Annotated in this window: 12 protein-coding genes and 1 pseudogene; 5 read left to right on the top strand and 8 right to left on the bottom strand. The window is 73.2% G+C overall.

Annotated features, from left to right (window positions below; all coding sequences use genetic code 11):
* Positions 1-98: 98 nt before the first annotated feature.
* Positions 99-305: a hypothetical protein gene (locus tag AB0958_RS06095; RefSeq protein ID WP_366889094.1), complete on the bottom strand. Its 207-nt coding sequence runs from the start codon at positions 303-305 to the stop codon at positions 99-101.
* A gap of 30 nt (positions 306-335) precedes the next feature.
* A complete protein-coding gene (locus AB0958_RS06090) occupies positions 336-1,400 on the bottom strand; it encodes a substrate-binding domain-containing protein (RefSeq protein ID WP_366889093.1) in 1,065 nt (354 codons plus the stop codon).
* Between the two features lie 345 nt (positions 1,401-1,745).
* Between AB0958_RS06090 and AB0958_RS06085 the strand changes: the two genes are divergently transcribed.
* Positions 1,746-3,302, top strand: coding sequence for a carboxylesterase family protein (locus AB0958_RS06085; protein WP_366889092.1), 1,557 nt, complete (start codon positions 1,746-1,748; stop codon positions 3,300-3,302).
* On the opposite strand, the pseudogene AB0958_RS06080 reads toward AB0958_RS06085, so the two are convergent.
* From AB0958_RS06080 to AB0958_RS06070, 3 genes and pseudogenes are all read right to left on the bottom strand, one after another.
* Positions 3,297-3,457 (bottom strand): annotated as a pseudogene (locus tag AB0958_RS06080) (LacI family transcriptional regulator); the annotation flags it as partial. The gene AB0958_RS06085 and the pseudogene AB0958_RS06080 sit on opposite strands and share 6 nt — an antisense overlap.
* Before the next feature lie 111 nt (positions 3,458-3,568).
* A complete protein-coding gene (gene mmuM / locus AB0958_RS06075) occupies positions 3,569-4,486 on the bottom strand; it encodes a homocysteine S-methyltransferase (RefSeq protein WP_366889091.1) in 918 nt (305 codons plus the stop codon).
* Between the two features lie 169 nt (positions 4,487-4,655).
* Positions 4,656-5,435, bottom strand: a complete 780-nt coding sequence (locus AB0958_RS06070; RefSeq protein ID WP_366889090.1) for a helix-turn-helix transcriptional regulator — start codon at positions 5,433-5,435, stop codon at positions 4,656-4,658.
* Between the two features lie 86 nt (positions 5,436-5,521).
* On the opposite strand from AB0958_RS06070, the gene AB0958_RS06065 reads away from it, so the two are divergent.
* A complete protein-coding gene (locus AB0958_RS06065) occupies positions 5,522-6,496 on the top strand; it encodes an LLM class flavin-dependent oxidoreductase (protein WP_366889089.1) in 975 nt (324 codons plus the stop codon).
* A gap of 461 nt (positions 6,497-6,957) precedes the next feature.
* A complete protein-coding gene (locus AB0958_RS06060; RefSeq protein ID WP_366889088.1) occupies positions 6,958-8,367 on the top strand; it encodes an RICIN domain-containing protein in 1,410 nt (469 codons plus the stop codon).
* A 137-nt stretch (positions 8,368-8,504) separates the two neighbouring features.
* On the opposite strand, the gene AB0958_RS06055 is transcribed toward AB0958_RS06060, so the two are convergent.
* Positions 8,505-10,184, bottom strand: coding sequence for a rhamnogalacturonan lyase B N-terminal domain-containing protein (locus AB0958_RS06055; protein ID WP_366889087.1), 1,680 nt, complete (start codon positions 10,182-10,184; stop codon positions 8,505-8,507).
* Positions 10,185-10,383: 199 nt separating this feature from the next.
* On the opposite strand from AB0958_RS06055, the gene AB0958_RS06050 reads away from it, so the two are divergent.
* On the top strand, positions 10,384-11,439 hold the full coding sequence (locus AB0958_RS06050) for a rhamnogalacturonan acetylesterase (RefSeq protein ID WP_366889086.1): 1,056 nt from the start codon (positions 10,384-10,386) through the stop codon (positions 11,437-11,439).
* A 77-nt stretch (positions 11,440-11,516) separates the two neighbouring features.
* The gene (locus AB0958_RS06045; RefSeq protein WP_366889085.1) at positions 11,517-13,214 is read left to right on the top strand and encodes a DUF2264 domain-containing protein; all 1,698 of its coding nucleotides are present in this window, start codon (positions 11,517-11,519) and stop codon (positions 13,212-13,214) included.
* A 76-nt stretch (positions 13,215-13,290) separates the two neighbouring features.
* On the opposite strand, the gene AB0958_RS06040 is transcribed toward AB0958_RS06045, so the two are convergent.
* Together AB0958_RS06040 and AB0958_RS06035 are read right to left on the bottom strand one after the other, a co-directional pair.
* A complete protein-coding gene (locus tag AB0958_RS06040) occupies positions 13,291-13,971 on the bottom strand; it encodes an alpha/beta hydrolase (RefSeq protein WP_366889084.1) in 681 nt (226 codons plus the stop codon).
* On the bottom strand, positions 13,964-14,554 hold the full coding sequence (locus AB0958_RS06035) for a TetR/AcrR family transcriptional regulator (protein WP_366889083.1): 591 nt from the start codon (positions 14,552-14,554) through the stop codon (positions 13,964-13,966). Before AB0958_RS06035 ends, AB0958_RS06040 begins: the two co-directional genes overlap by 8 nt.
* Positions 14,555-14,655 lie beyond the last annotated feature (101 nt).

Genomic DNA, 14,655 nt, shown 5'->3' with positions numbered 1-14,655 from the left:
CGCCGTGGGACGCGACAGCGCACGCGGGAGGGCGGCCGGACCGGTCCGGCCGCCCTCACCCGGGTCGGGGCGCCCGGTCCTCGTCCGGTCAGGGGCGCTCAGTCCTCGCCGAGGTCGGGGTGGCCGCTCTCGTCCAGTTCCACGTCCTCCTCGGGGTCATGGTCGTCGTGCGGGGCGGTCACCGTGGTGGTGTGCAGAGGGGCCGGGGCGACCGTCCGGGTCGTGGCGTGGGCGGTGCCCAGCGCCGTGGTCAGGGCGGCCGCGGTCAGGGCGCCGGCCGCGGCGGTACGCGGGGTGAGTTTCATGCCCCGGAAACGATCTTGCCGAGGGCGCGGTCACCGTCGTACGGCCGAACGGGCCGGTGGGGCCGCCGTGCTCGCCCGCTCCACCAACCGCGTCGACAGCTCCGTCCGGGTGCCCTCCGGGCGGTCCCCGTGCATCATCCGCACCAGCAGCCGCAGCGCCGTCGCCGCCATCTCCGCCAGCGGCTGGCGCACCGTGGTCAGGGCCGGAGCCGCCCAGCGCGCCTCGGGCAGGTCGTCGAAACCGACCACGCTGATGTCGTCCGGCACCCGCAGCCCGCGCTCGGCCAGCGCCGCATACGCCCCGAGCGCCATCCGGTCCGAGCAGGCGAACACGGCGGTCGGCGGCTCCGGCAGGTCGAGCAGTTCGTGCATGCGGTGCCGGGCCGTGCCCTCGTCGAAGCCGGCGTGCCGGACGTACTCGCCGCGGTGGCGCAGTCCGGCCGAGGCGAGCGCCGAGCGGTAGCCGGCCACCCGGGTGCTGCCGCACAGCTTGCGCCGGCTGCCGGCGATCACCGCGATCCGCTCGTGGCCGAGGGCGAGCAGGTGCTCGGTCGCGGTCACCCCGCCCTGCCAGTTCGCCGCCCCGACCGAGACCGTCCCCGACGGGGGTTCGTGGACGGGGTCGATCAGGACGTACGGGATGCGGTGGTGGTCCAGCCAGGCGTACTGGGACCGGGTCAGCTCGGCCAGGTTGAACAGGACTCCCGAGGAACCGCGTGCGGTGAGCTTGTCCAGCCAGTCGCGCTCCGGGCGGCCGGTCCGCGTCCGGCTCAGCCCCGCCGAGACGACGATCTCCAGACCGGCCTCGTACGCCGCCTCCTCCACCCCGCGCAGCACCGCGCCCGACCACGAACTGTCCAGCGAGTGCACGACCAGATCGATCAGGGCGGGGGCCTTGGTCGCGTCGAAGCGCGGCCTGCGGACGTAGCCGAGCCGTTCGAGTGCCTCGGTGACCCGGCGGCGGGTCTCGGGTGCCACGTCGTCCCGGCCGTTGACCACCTTGGAGGCCGTGGGTACGGAGACGCCCGCCTCGCGGGCCACCACCGCCAGGGTCGGACCGGCCGCCGCCATGCTCGTGCTCCCGGCACGGACCATGGGGAACCCGCCTCTCCGGCCCGCCGTTGGGCCAACGAAAGTAACGAAAGTTGCGACCAACGCTGCTTCCGCGGTCAGCGTGCAAGCCGTGCAGTAAGCGCTTCCTACGATAGGTGCGCGTCAACACGGCGTGAAGACCTGGGAATTCGCCAGATCGTCGCGTGCGTGGCTTTCGAAACTTCGAACAGGCGGGCGGCCGGATCAGTCGGGCAACCACACACCTGACGTACGCCGAGGAGCGGCGCGCGTCCGCCCGGCCGCCGTGCGTGCCGGAATACCGGGTGTGGATGTGGTGCTCTTGTCATACCGGCGTAGACGCGCGCGGCGGGAGGAGCTGGTGGGCGGATGACGGCGCACCATACGGACCCGAAGGACCCCGTGGCCGGCACCCCGTACGGCGCGGTGCGCGGCCGGTGGGAGCGCGGCATCGCGGTGTTCCGCGGCATCCCGTACGCAGCCCCGCCCTACGGGGCACACCGGTTCCGGCCGCCCGTGCCGCCCGAGCCCTGGGACGGCGTGCGGGACGCGGGCGCCTTCGGGCCGACGGCCCCCAAGCCGCCGTACTCGGAGGCGTTCGCGCGGTACCTGTCCGACCCGGTGATCCCCGGCGACGACTGCCTCAATCTGAACGTGTGGACCCCGCAGCCGGGCCCCGGGGCCCGGCTCCCGGTCCTCGTCTTCCTGCACGGCGGCGCCCTGACCAGGGGATCCTCCGCGGTTCCGGTGTACGACGGGCACGCGTTCGCCCGGGACGGGGTGGTGTTCGTCTCCCTGAACCACCGACTGGGGGTGGAGGGCTACGGCCTGTTCCCGGACGCCCCGCCGAACCCCGGTCTGCACGACCAGCTCGCCGCCCTGCGCTGGGTCCACGAGACCATCGCGCACTTCGGCGGCGACCCCGGCCGCGTCACCCTCTGCGGCCAGTCGGCCGGAGCCATCAGCGCCGGCGTCCTGCTCGCCGCGCCCCAGACCCAGGGCCTGATCCGCCGGGCCGTCCTGCAGAGCGGGCCGCCCGAGGCCGCCGAGCGGGACAAGGTCCGGCGCATGGTCCGCCGGATGGCCGCCCGGCTCAGGATCCCCGCCACCGCCCGGGCCTTCGCCGCGGTCGACCGGACCCTCCTGCTGCGCACCCAGGCCGAGGTGGGCCGGCTCAGCAGTCCCGTCCTCGGCGGCCCGGCCTTCGGGATCGTCGTCGACGGCGACCTCGTCCCGCGCGACCCGCTCCAGGCCCTCGTGGCCGGCGAGGCGGCCCGGGGAGTCGACCTCCTGATGGGCTGGACCCGCGACGAGTACCGGCTCTGGCTGGTCCCCGGCGGCCTGGTCGACCACGTCGACCGGCTCGGCCCGGTCGCCTTCGCCGGCGCCATGGCCCGCTGCCACGCCTCCCACGAGGTGCCGCGCGGCTACCGCGCCCTGCATCCGGACGCCGCCCCCGCCGAGATCGTCGGCCAGATGGTCACCGACCACCTGCTGCGCCGCCCCCTGCACCGGCTGGCCGAGGCGCGCCCCGGGTCCTCCTACCTCTACGAGTTCGCCTGGCCCTCCCGCCGGCCCGGCCTCGGCGCCTGCCACGGCCTGGAGCTGGGCTTCGTCTTCGACACCGGCGCGGTCCCCGAAGCCGCCCTGCTGGCCGGCGACGGTGCCCCGCAACGGCTGGCCGACGCGATGCACGGCGCCTGGGTCCGCTTCGCCACCACCGGTGACCCCGGCTGGCAGCCCTGGGACGACACCCACCCGGTCCGCGTCCTCGGCGACGGCGAACCCCACACGGTGTCCGGCCCCCGGGACGAGGCACTCGCCCTGTGGGCACCGGGCACGACACCACGCCCCGAACGGACTGCCGAACCGACCCTGGCGGTCCGGCGGCTGCGCCGCTCCATGGCCGCCGTGCGCCGCCACTGAGTCCCGCACCACCATGTGCGTGCCCACCGGCAGATGCCCGGCGGCCGGCTCCGCGCAGGGTGCAGGTCGCGGGCGAACGGAAGGTCGTCGTACCCGGCGAGCGACACGTCCCCGGGCAGGTCGGGACCCGCCTGGTGCAGGGCGGTCAGCGCCCCGCCAGGGGCACGGGACAGTGCTCATGCGGGGCTCCGCCGCGTGGGCGCGACGAGCCCACGGCAGCGGTCTGCCGCCGAGCGACCGCACCCCTTCGGCGTCGACCGCGACGCTCACACCACCCCCGCGATCCCCGCGATCCCCTCCGGCCCCACCCGGCAGCACCCCCCGATCAACCGGGCCCCCGCCGCCCGCCACCCCGCGACCTGCTCCGCCCCGAACGTCGTCGGCCCCGTCCACGCCCGAGCCCGCGCGTCCCACACCTCACCGCTGTTGGGATACACGACCACCGGCTTCCCGGTCACCCGCGCGGCCACCTCCACCGCCCCGAACACGTCCTCGGGCGCACAGCAGTTCACGCCCACCGCGATCACCTCGTCCACCTCGGCGGCCAGGGCGAACGCCTCCTCCAGCGGCTGCCCCGCCCGCGTCCGTCCGCCCGCCACGCTGTACGAGAGCCACGCCGGCACCCCCAGCCCCCGCACCGCCCGCAGCAGCGCCGCCGCCTCGTCGGCGTCCGGCACGGTCTCCAGCGCGAACACGTCCGGTGCCGCCCCGGCCAGCACCTCCAGGCGGGGCCGGTGGAACGCCTCCAACGCGTCGACGCCCAGCCCGTACCGCCCCCGGTACTCGGAACCGTCGGCGAGCATCGCCCCGTACGGCCCGACCGACGCGGCCACCCACAGCGGCCGTACGATCCCCTGCTCGCGCGCCCGGCGCACCGCGTCCCGCCCCAGCTCCACGCTGAGCGCGAGCAGCCGGGCGGCCTCCTGCCGAGGGATCCCGCGCCTGCCGAAACCCTCGAACGTCGCCTGGTAGCTGGCGGTGATCGCGACGTCCGCGCCCGCCCTGAAGTACGCGAGGTGCGCGTCACTCACCGCGTCCGGACGGTCGGCCAGCAGTCGCGCCGACCACAGTTCGTCGCTCAGGTCGTGGCCCGCGGACGCCAGCTGGTTGGACATGCCGCCGTCGAGCACGACCGTCCCGGCGGTGAGGGCGTCGGCAAGGCTGGGGGAGGTGTCGCTGCGCATACCCCGACGCTAGCCGACCCCGGGACTCACCTTCAGGGCACGGGCCGACGCCGTGCGCCTGCACGGTGTGGTCAGGTTCGGCTGGGAGGCGGTCTCCGCCGCGACGGGCGATCTCGTCGGGCGGAGGCCTGGAGTTCCTCGTGCTCGACGACGGCCGGACCAAGGCCGACTACATCTTCCCGGGGGCCTGACCCGCATCGGCCGGGCAGGCGGACCCGGCTGCCGCCGAGAGCGCCTCGGCCGTCGCCGGGTCGGCCGGCAGGAACGCCTCCAGCTTCAGCTCGGCGAGCGTGACGTCGACGGCGGTGGCGAAGGTCGTCACGGTCGTCATCAGGCGCAGCTCGCCGTACGAGGACCGCAGACGGAGCGGGACCGCGAAACCCAGGAGCCCGGTGGACGGCTCGAGTGGGGGAACGTACACGGTGAGTTCCCTGCGCAACTCCGGCAGGTGAGCCAGCCCGGCCAGGATGTGGCGGGCCCATTCGGCGAGGTTGAGGATGCGGGGTGCCAGGCCGTCGGGATGCAGTGCCAGGCGGTAGACGTTCGTGCCGGGGCCGACGAGTTCGGGGGCCGCGCCCTCGGTGATCAGACCGAAGGCGGTGTTCGCGGCGACCAGATCGCCGCGCCGGTCCACCACCAGCGCCGGATACGGCTGGTAGCCGCGCAGGATGTGGTCGATCGCCGTGCGCACGGGGGCCAGCACCGGGTCCTCGAGCGGGCTCTCGGGGTAGGCGGGCGCGTAGCCGGCGGCCAGCAGCAGGTCGTTGCGCTCCCGCAGCGGCAGTTCCAGCGACTCGGCCAGCCGCACGACCATGTTCCGGCCGGGGACGGACCTGCCGGACTCGATGAAGCTGAGGTGCCGCTGGGTGGTGCCCGCCCGCAGCGCCAGGTCGAGCTGGCTGAGGTGACGGCGGATACGACGTTCGCGAAGCGCACGGGGGAAGTCCACCGGCCTGTTGTAGCGGCGACCGAGGGCCCCCGGCCATTCCCCGCGGGGAATTGTCGCCAGTCGCGGCAGTCGTGAACCTCGGGGGCATGGACATCGGTGTACTGCTTCCGACCGGAACCGCCCAGTGGGGCGCGGGCGACGACCCTCGTGATCTGGTCGCCTTCGGCCGCCACGCCGAACGCGTGGGCTTCGCCTCGCTCTTCGTCAACGATTCCCTGATCAGCCCGCGGATCGAGGCGCTCACCATGCTGGCCGCGCTTGCCCCCGTGACCGAGACCGCGACGCTGGGCACAGCCGCACTGCTGCCGTTTCTGCGGCGGCCGGTGCAGGCCGCCCAGTCGCTCGCGTCGATCGACCTGCTCTCCGGCGGCCGGGTCACCGTGGCTGTCGGCGCCGGGTTTCCCGGCCGGTTCGGGCGGCCCCTCTACGCGCTGTCCGAGCTGCCGTGGCAGCGGCGCTTCGCCCGCCTGGACGAGACGGTTGCGCTGTGGCGGGCCCTGTGGGAGGGGGCCGACGCCTTCCACGGCGAGATCCTGCGCTTCGACGGCATCCCGCCCATGACCAGGCCCGCTCGCCCCGCCGGGCCGCCGGTCTGGCTCGGCGGCGCGAGCCCCGCCGCGCTGGCCCGGACGGGCCGGATGTACGACGGATGGCTGCCCTACCCACCCGCCGCGGTGGAGTACGCGTCCGGTCTCCGCGAGGTCCGCCGAGCGGCAACCGACGCGGGCCGCGCGGCCGAGGACGTCACCCCCGCACTGTTCGTCTCGGTACGGATCGAGGACGACGTCGAGACCGGCCGTACGGCACTGGACGCGTACGCGCGGGCCACCTACGGCATGCCGCTGTCCGAACTGGAGCAGATCCAGGCGGTCGCCACCGGTACCGCCGACCAGGTGCTCGAACGCCTGGGCCGGTACGTCGCCGCCGGCGCCCGGCACCTCGTCGTACGTCTCGGCGCCCTGGGCCTGCGTTCCCAGCGCGACCAACTCGAACGCGTCGCGGACCTGATCCCCGCCCTGCGGCCGGCAAGGGCCGTGCCCGGGCCCGGGAAGGCCCCGTAGCCCACGGTCAGGCCGCGTGCCGGCCGCTCTTGTCGCGCTTCCACCGCTGCGGTGCGCAGGCCTGCCGGGACCATCGGCCCGCCGAGGAGGCCGAGGGACAGGGCGTACGGCCACCGGCCGAAGGGGTTCCGGGAGACGGCGGCGGCGCGGGTGCTCACGGCGGGGGGTGCGGTGGACGGGGCGGAGTCCGTGGTGTCCGCCCTCGCCGTGGCTTGTCCGCCGTCGCGTCCTGGTGAGGATCAGGGTGCCGCCGCCGCGCACGGTGAGCGCGCCCTCGCCGGGCAGGACCCCGTCGAACGTCGTCGTCCCGGCCGGCACGGTGACGGCCGTGTCGCCGGTGACGGTCACGGCCCGGTCGGCGAGGACGTCGGAAATCGCTTTCCCCCTTGTCTCGTCAGACCCGTTGACCTGCCGCTGACACCCCCTTACCTTTTCGGCGATCACAACGAAGGAGAGCACCGATGAGACGTGCGTACGCGGTTCTGCTGTCCCTCTGCCTGGCGGTGATCGGCGCCCTGGCCACCGCCGGTCCCGCCGCGGCCGCCGCCCAGACCGTCACCAACGGCACCCGGTTCACCGACACCTCGGGGAACGCCGTGCACGCCCACGGCGGCGGGGTCATCAAGGTCGGCTCGTACTACTACTGGTTCGGCGAGGACCGCAACTCCGACAACACCTTCAAGTCCGTGGACGCCTACCGTTCCACCGACCTGAAGGCCTGGGAGTTCCGGGGCCACGTCCTCACCCAGTCCTCCGCCGCCGAGTTGGGCACCGCCTACATCGAGCGCCCGAAGGTCATCTACAACGCCTCGACCGGCAGGTTCGTCATGTGGATGCACAAGGAGAACGGCGTCGACTACAGCCAGGCCCGCGCCGCCGTCGCCGTCTCCGCCACCGTCGACGGCACCTACACCTACCAGGGCAGCTTCCGGCCGCTCGGCCAGTACATGTCCCGGGACCTCACCACGTACGTGGACACCGACGGCACGGCCTACATGGTCTCGGCCGCGAACGAGAACGCCGACCTGCAGATCTACAAGCTCACCGCCGACTACACCGGCATCGACAGCCTGGTCGCCAACCCCTGGGCCGGCGCGAGTCGGGAGGCACCGGCGCTCTTCAAGCGGGGCGGCGTCTACTTCATGCTGACCTCGGCGGCCACCGGCTGGAGCCCCAACCAGCAGAAGTACGCCACCGCCACCTCGCTCGCCGGACCGTGGACCTCCTGGACGAACATCGGCGACTCCACGGCGTACGGCTCCCAGACCGCCTACGTCCTGCCGGTCAGCGGCACCTCGGGGACCTCGTACCTCTACATGGGCGACCGCTGGGGCAACTCCTTCGGCGGCACCGTCAACGACTCCCGGTACGTCTGGCTGCCGTTGACCTTCCCGACGTCCACCTCGATGTCGATGTCCTGGTACCCGGAGGTGTCCGTCGACACGGCCGCCGGTACCGTCGGCGGCACCGGCGCCACGTACAACACCCTCGTCGCCCGGCACAGCGGCAAGTGCGCCGACGTCCCCGACCAGTCCCTCTGGGAGGGCGTCGCGATCAGTCAGTACACCTGCAACGGCGGCACGAACCAGAAGTGGTGGTTCAAGGACCTGGGCACCGGCTACTACGAGCTCATGGGCCGTGGCAGTTCGCTCTGTCTCCAGGAGAACGCCACCGACGTCACGCAGGAGGACTGCACCGGCGCCACCACCCAGCAGTGGTCGGTCGTGACCTCCGGCTCCTACGTCACCGTCAAGGCCCGTACCAGCGGTGAGTGCCTGGACGTGAGCGGCGCGTCCACCGCCAACTCGGCCGCGATCATCACGTACACGTGCAACGGCGGCACCAACCAGCAGTGGACGCGCGGCAGCTGACCATCCGTCGGCCGACCGTACCCCGGCCGTCCGCGACCGCCAGGTGCTTCCGGGCCGTGTGCTTCGCGGCCGGTGAGACGGTGAGCTGCGGACGGCCGGCGGTGAGCGCCGCGGTACGGTCCCGCGGGTCGCCGGGTTCAGGCCAGCAGGTCGATGGCGTCCACCGAGGTGCCGGCACTGAGGAAGGACGTCGTTCCCGAGCCGCTCGCCACGTAGATCTTCAGCGTGTTGTAGGCGCTGGTGTCGGTCAGCCAGGCGGACGCCGGGACGCTGTAGGTGAACGTGTGGTTGTTGCCCCGGTAGGAGCCCACGGTCAGCGACCGGGTGCCCGGCTGGGCGGGCGCCGAGGGGACGGCGGAGGTCCAGGTGTCGTTGACGACGACCTGCGGGCGGCCGTTGGCGTACGCCGTCGTCACGCCGATCCTGAGGGTGTGCGCGGCGGCGGCCTGGGCGGCCGTCAGCTTGAAATAGACGACGATCCCGCTGTTGACGTCCTTCCACAGGTAGCAGGGGAAGGACGAGGTCTCGGTGCCGCTGCCGACGACCACGTTCCCGGTCCAGGACGAGGCGCGCACGTCCGACGGGTGGGCGTACGTCATGAGTTCGGCGTTCTTGAACCCGCCGGGCGTGCCGTCCCAGTTGTTGATCCGCCAGATCGCCGAGGCGTTGCTCGGGTCGTTGGAGGCGGGGATCGCGAGGGTGTTGAGCGTGGTGGTCGCACCCGCCGTCACCGTCACCGAGCTGGTGTGGACGGCCAGTTCGCCCTTGAAGACGGTGAGCGTGTACGTTCCCGGCAGCACCCCGGCGACGGAGAACCAGCCGTCCGAGGAGCGTGCCGAACCCCAGTACTGGGCGGCCGAGTTGGCGAGGCCCACGGTGTACGCGTAGGCGGTGTCCCGCCCGGTGATGCCGACGCCCGCGACCCGGCCGCGGCCGCTCGCGGGGACGTACCCGGAGATGCCGAGCGAGTCCGCCCACGACGTGGTCAGGGTGCCCGGGTACAGCGCGGAGGAGGGCGCGCCGCCGTCCGTGAACGCGATGACGTACGGGCCCTGGAGGCCGAAGCGCTCCGCCTCGGTCTGGTTCTCGCCGTAGTACAGGATCTCGTACAGCCCGCCGCCGTCGGCGCTCTGGTGGCGCAGCAGCGAGCGGTAGAAGGGGCCGCCGGAGGCCTTCTCGTGGTTGCTGCGCACGATCCACAGGCCGACGCTGCCGGTGGTCCAGCCGATGTAGTCGTAGTCCATCACCCGCAGCCTCGAGTAGTGCTTGGCGCGGGTCTGGCCGTCGGACTTCCGGAAGATGTCGGCGGACTCGACGACGGTGGGCGCGTAGGTGTAGGAGTCCGGTTCGTCGTTGAGGAACAGGCCGGCCCTGACGCGCACGATGTAGCGGGTCGCGGTGACGGACGAGTCGGCCTTGTTCGTCCACAGGTAGATGTTGTTCTCGCCGCTGCGGGCCGCGTAGTAGTGCTTCAGCGTGCCGTACGTGACGGAGACGAGGATCGTCGGACCCGACTGGGCGATGGTCACCGTGGAGGTGCCCAGGCCCGACTCGACGTGCGAGTTCTTGCCGCCGTAGCCCTGGTACTCGGTGCCCCGGTAGACCAGCGAGGTGAGGTCGCCGTTGGTCTTGCTGACCTTGAAGACCAGGTTCGCGCCGGTGTCGACGACGTAGTGGGAGCCGTCGTCCGACCAGCCGAAGCCCGCGGCCGAGGCGCTCGTGGCCGGCGGTCCTGCGAGGGCCACGGTCCCGGCGGCGGCCGCGCCGCCGAGGACGAAGGTGCGGCGTCCGAGCGGTCTCCCGGTGGATTCGGACATGGGGGTGCCTCCTTCGGTGGTGCGGGGATGCGGGTGTCCCTGAGAGTGACAGTTGAATCGATTTCGCGAAAGGGCTTTCACGTTCATGGAGTTGGCAACCTTGTGAAATCGGTGCAGGGTCTAGAAAGCGCTTGCGAGCAGCGGTACGGTCCCCGCCAGACACTGTCGGCATGACTGGCCCATGACGGAGGAGCCCCGAGTGAGACGTTTCAACGGTGTGCGTGCCGCCGCGCTCGCGGCGGTCGTCCTCGGCACCTGCCTGACGGCCGCACCCGCCGCCCAGGCCCACGACCGGCGCCCGCCGCTCGGCCTCGCCGACTGCACCGCCACCGCCTGCCACTTCGACGTACCGCCGGGCGACTACGACGTCACGGTCCGGCTCGGCGGCGAGACCGCGTCCAGCACGGAGATCAGCGGGGAGACCCGGCGCTCGCTGCTGCCGGAGACGGCGGTGGCGGCCGGCCGGCACGTCACCCGCACCTTCACCGTCGACGTCCGTACCCCCGAGGGCGAGCCGACGGGACCCGACGGAACCCCCGGGCTCGACCTGGTGATCGGCGGCTCCGCACCCGTACTCGCCGACATCCGGGTCACCCCCGCCCGGCACACCCGGCAGCTCTTCCTGATCGGCGACTCCACCGTCTGCGACCAGCCCGCCGCCCCCTACACCGGCTGGGGCCAGCGGCTCCCGCGATTCCTGCGCAGGGGCGTCGCGGTCGCCAACCACGCCGACTCCGGCGAGAGCACGGTGACCTACCTCCAGAACCCTCAACTCTGGGACACCGTAAAGCCGTTGATCCGCCCCGGCGACCTGGTGCTGATCCAGCTGGCGCACAACGACAAGACGACCGACGAGCCGACCTACCGCGCCAACCTGGAGACCCTGGTGGCGGGCGCCCGGGAGAAGGGCGGCCGGCCGGTGCTCGTCACCCCGATCGTGCGCCGCTGGTTCAACGCCGACGGCACGCTGAACAACGACACCGCGCTGCTGGTCAACGGGCTCGGCGTCAATCATCCTGAGGTGATCCGCTCGGTCGCCGCCGCCGAGGACGTTCCGCTGATCGACCTCACGGCGAAGACCAAGACGCTGGTGGAGTCGCTCGGCGTGGAGGGCTCCAAGGCGCTGTACCTGTACGACGAGAAGAAGGACAACACGCACACCTCCGTGTACGGCGCCACCGTCTACGCGGGCCTGGTGCGCGACGAACTCCTCGCCCAGCACCTGGTGCCGCCCGGCACCGTGCGGGTCGCATGAGCCCCTGGGGCGCCCCGACCGGAACCGGGGCGCCCCAGGTCCGAACCGTACGAGGTCCCGAGCGAGAAAGAGCACCGATGCAGCTGCCCCCCGAGGACCGTGGCCCCAGCCCGCGCACCGGCTACACCCGGGCCCACTGGGAGGCGGCGGCCGACGCCCTGCTCGCCGCCGTGGAGCCGTACGCCACCGAGGACCGCGCCCTCTACCACTTCCCCGGCACCCGGCAGAGCTGGTCGGGCCGCCTCTCCGACGGCCTGGAGGGCTACGCCCGCACCCTGCTCCTCGCGGCCTTCCGCCGTGACGAGACCGCGCTCCAGCGGTACGCCGACGGACTCGCCGCCGGTGTGTCCGGCGTCTGGCCGCGCATCGAGGACCGCGGCCAGCCCCTGGTCGAGGCGGCCTCCGTCGCCGTCGCCCTGCGCCTGACCCGCCCGCTGCTCTGGGACCGGCTCGACGATGCGGTACGGCAGCGCGCCGCGGCCTGGCTCACCGACGCGCTGACCGCCGAACCATGGCCCTGCAACTGGGAGTTGTTCCCGGTGACGGTCGGCGGCTTCCTCGCCGAGGTCGGCCACGAGACCGCGGCCGCGCACCAGGCGATCGACCGCGGCCTGGCCCGCATCGAGGACTGGTACGTCGGCGACGGCTGGTACACCGACGGCGACGGCCGGAAGTTCGACTACTACAACGGCTGGGCCATGCACCTCTACCCGGTGCTGCACGCCTGGCTCGCCGACGACCCGGCACTCCTGGACCGCTACGGCGGCCGGCTGGAACGCCACCTCGCGGACTACGCCCGGCTGTTCGGCGGCGACGGCGCCCCCATGCACCAGGGCCGCTCGCTCACCTACCGCTTCGCGACCACGGCCCCGCTGTGGCTGGGCGCCCTCACGGGCCGTACCCCCCTCGCCCCCGGCGAGACCCGGCGCCTGGCCTCCGGAGCGCTGAGGTACTTCCTCGACCGTGGCGCGGTGGACGACCAGGACCTGCTGACCCTCGGCTGGCACGGCCCCGACCCCGCCGTCCTCCAGGGCTATTCGGGCCCGGCGTCCCCCTACTGGGCGAGCAAGGGCTTCCTCGGCCTGCTGCTGCCGCCGGACCACGAGGTATGGACGGCGACGGAAGCACCCGGCCCGTCGGAACGCGCCGACGCCACCACCCCGGTCGCCCCCGCCAACTGGCTGCTCCAGTCCACGCGTGCGGACGGGATCGTCCGCCTCCACAACCACGGCAGCGAGGACGTCCGCTACGACCCCTACTACACCCGGCTCGGCTACTCCACCGTGACCGGGCCCTCGCCCTCGTACGACAACAGTGTGATCGTCGGCGACGACCCCGGCCGGACGGGGATCGAGCCGCTCGGGGTGGGGGAGGACTGGGCGGCCTCCCGGCACACCGCCGGGTCCGGCGCCCGGGTCACCAGTGCCGTACTCGTCCGCGGGGCCGTGGAGGTGCGGGCATTCCTGGTGACGGGCGCCGCGGCCGGGACGTCCGTGCGGGTGACCGGGTGGGCCGCGGGGGACGGGCTGCGGTGCGAACTGCTGCCCGCCGTGGGGCTCGACGCGGCGCTGACCGGGGTCACCGGGGAGGGCGACACCTTGTTCGTCGCGCTGAGCCGGCTCACGGGTGCGGCGGATGCCGAGCCGCTGGGAGAGACGGTCGCGGTACGCGCCAACGGGGAACGGGAGTTGACGGTCCTGTGGAGCCGGGGGCCCGGTCTGCGGGTCCGGTGGCAGGGCTCCGAGGTGGTTGTGGAGGCCGTCGCGCAGGTCTGAGCCGCCTCGGTCACGAAGCGGGGACGGGTGAGTCGCCGTCACGGTGGTGGGCCGTCTCCGTCCACGGCGACGCAGTTCACGCGTGCAGGATCTGCGTGATCCGCTCCGCGAACGCGCCGGGGTGTTCCAGTGCGCCCAGGTGGCCGCCGGGGAACTCGGCGAACGCGCCACCGGTGTGCCGGGCGGTGTACTGCGCCGCCTTGTGCAGGAGCTGGCCGCGGGAGTCGGTCCCCGCGGCAACGGTGAGGCCGGGCAGGCCGGCCTGCGGACGGTACCGGGTGAACGGGCGCAGGACGTGGTCGAGGAACACGGCGAACGGGGTCACCTCGCCGGAGTCGGGGCGGCCGCTCTCGAGTTGGCCGATCAGCTCCGCCCGCAGCCGCTCCCCGTCCGGCAGCAGGGTGACGCACGGCGGCTCGTGGGCGATGACGTGCCGCAGCCGGGCGGGGTGGCGGGCCAGCAGGTCGAGGGCCGCGACGCCGCCGGCGCTGGTGCCGAGGACGTACGCCGACTCGCCCTCGGGCAGGACCTCGTCCAGGAGCCGGTGCGCGCCGTCGCTCCAGTCCGGCACGCGCTGGTCGGCGACGGGGGCGCCCAGCCTGCCGTGGGCGAGGCCCAGCGGGTCGTGGGTGACGACCGTGAAGTGCGCCGCCAGACGTTCCGTGAGCGGGCCCAGGCCCATGGGGTGGCCCGCGCCGCCCGGCACGACCAGCAGGACGGGGCCGCTGCCGGTGACGTCGTAGAACAGGTCAGACATGGTGATCGGGGTCCTCTCGGGGCCAGTGCTCGAGGGCGATGTGGAGGGCGTCGATCGCCCGGTCCCAGGACGCGCGGACGTCCCGTGGGGCGTTGAACCCACCGCCGGCCTCCAGGGCGCAGTAGCCGTGGAAGGTGGCGCGCAACAGGCGTACGGCGTCGGTGAGATCGGGTTCGGCCAGGCCGTAGCCGCGCAGCATGCCGTAGGTGATCTCCACGGTGCGGCGCATGGCAGGGGCGTCCGCGTCGACGAGGGCGGGGTCGATCCGGATCCCGGTGGCCGCGTAACGACCGGGGTGGGCGAGGGCGTACGCCCGGTAGGCGCCGACGTAGGCGGCCAGCGCGTCCTTCCCGGAGAGCCCGGCCACGGCCACGGCGATCCGGTCGATCATCTCGCCGCCCGCGAGGAGCGCGAGCCGGTGGCGCAGGTCCTTGAGGCTCCGCACGTGCGCGTACAGACTCGCGTCCTTCACGCCGAACCGGCGGGCCAGCGCGGACAGCGTGACCTGGTCGAACCCGACCTCGTCGGCCAGCTCGGCCGCGGCCGAGACCAGCAGGTCGGCCGTGATCCCGGCACGGGCCATACGACACCTCCCTTGGCTTCCTAGGTGCAATCCTAGGGTCCCTAGGTTACGGAGCCAAGGGTTTTCCTCGGCGCACCCGTACGATGCCGTCATGTACCTGC

This window comes from Streptomyces sp. NPDC006655, from assembly GCF_040703965.1.
Classification (GTDB): domain Bacteria; phylum Actinomycetota; class Actinomycetes; order Streptomycetales; family Streptomycetaceae; genus Streptomyces.
The sequence above is the reverse complement of the archived record's forward strand: the minus strand, read 5'-3'. Positions and strand labels throughout refer to the sequence as shown.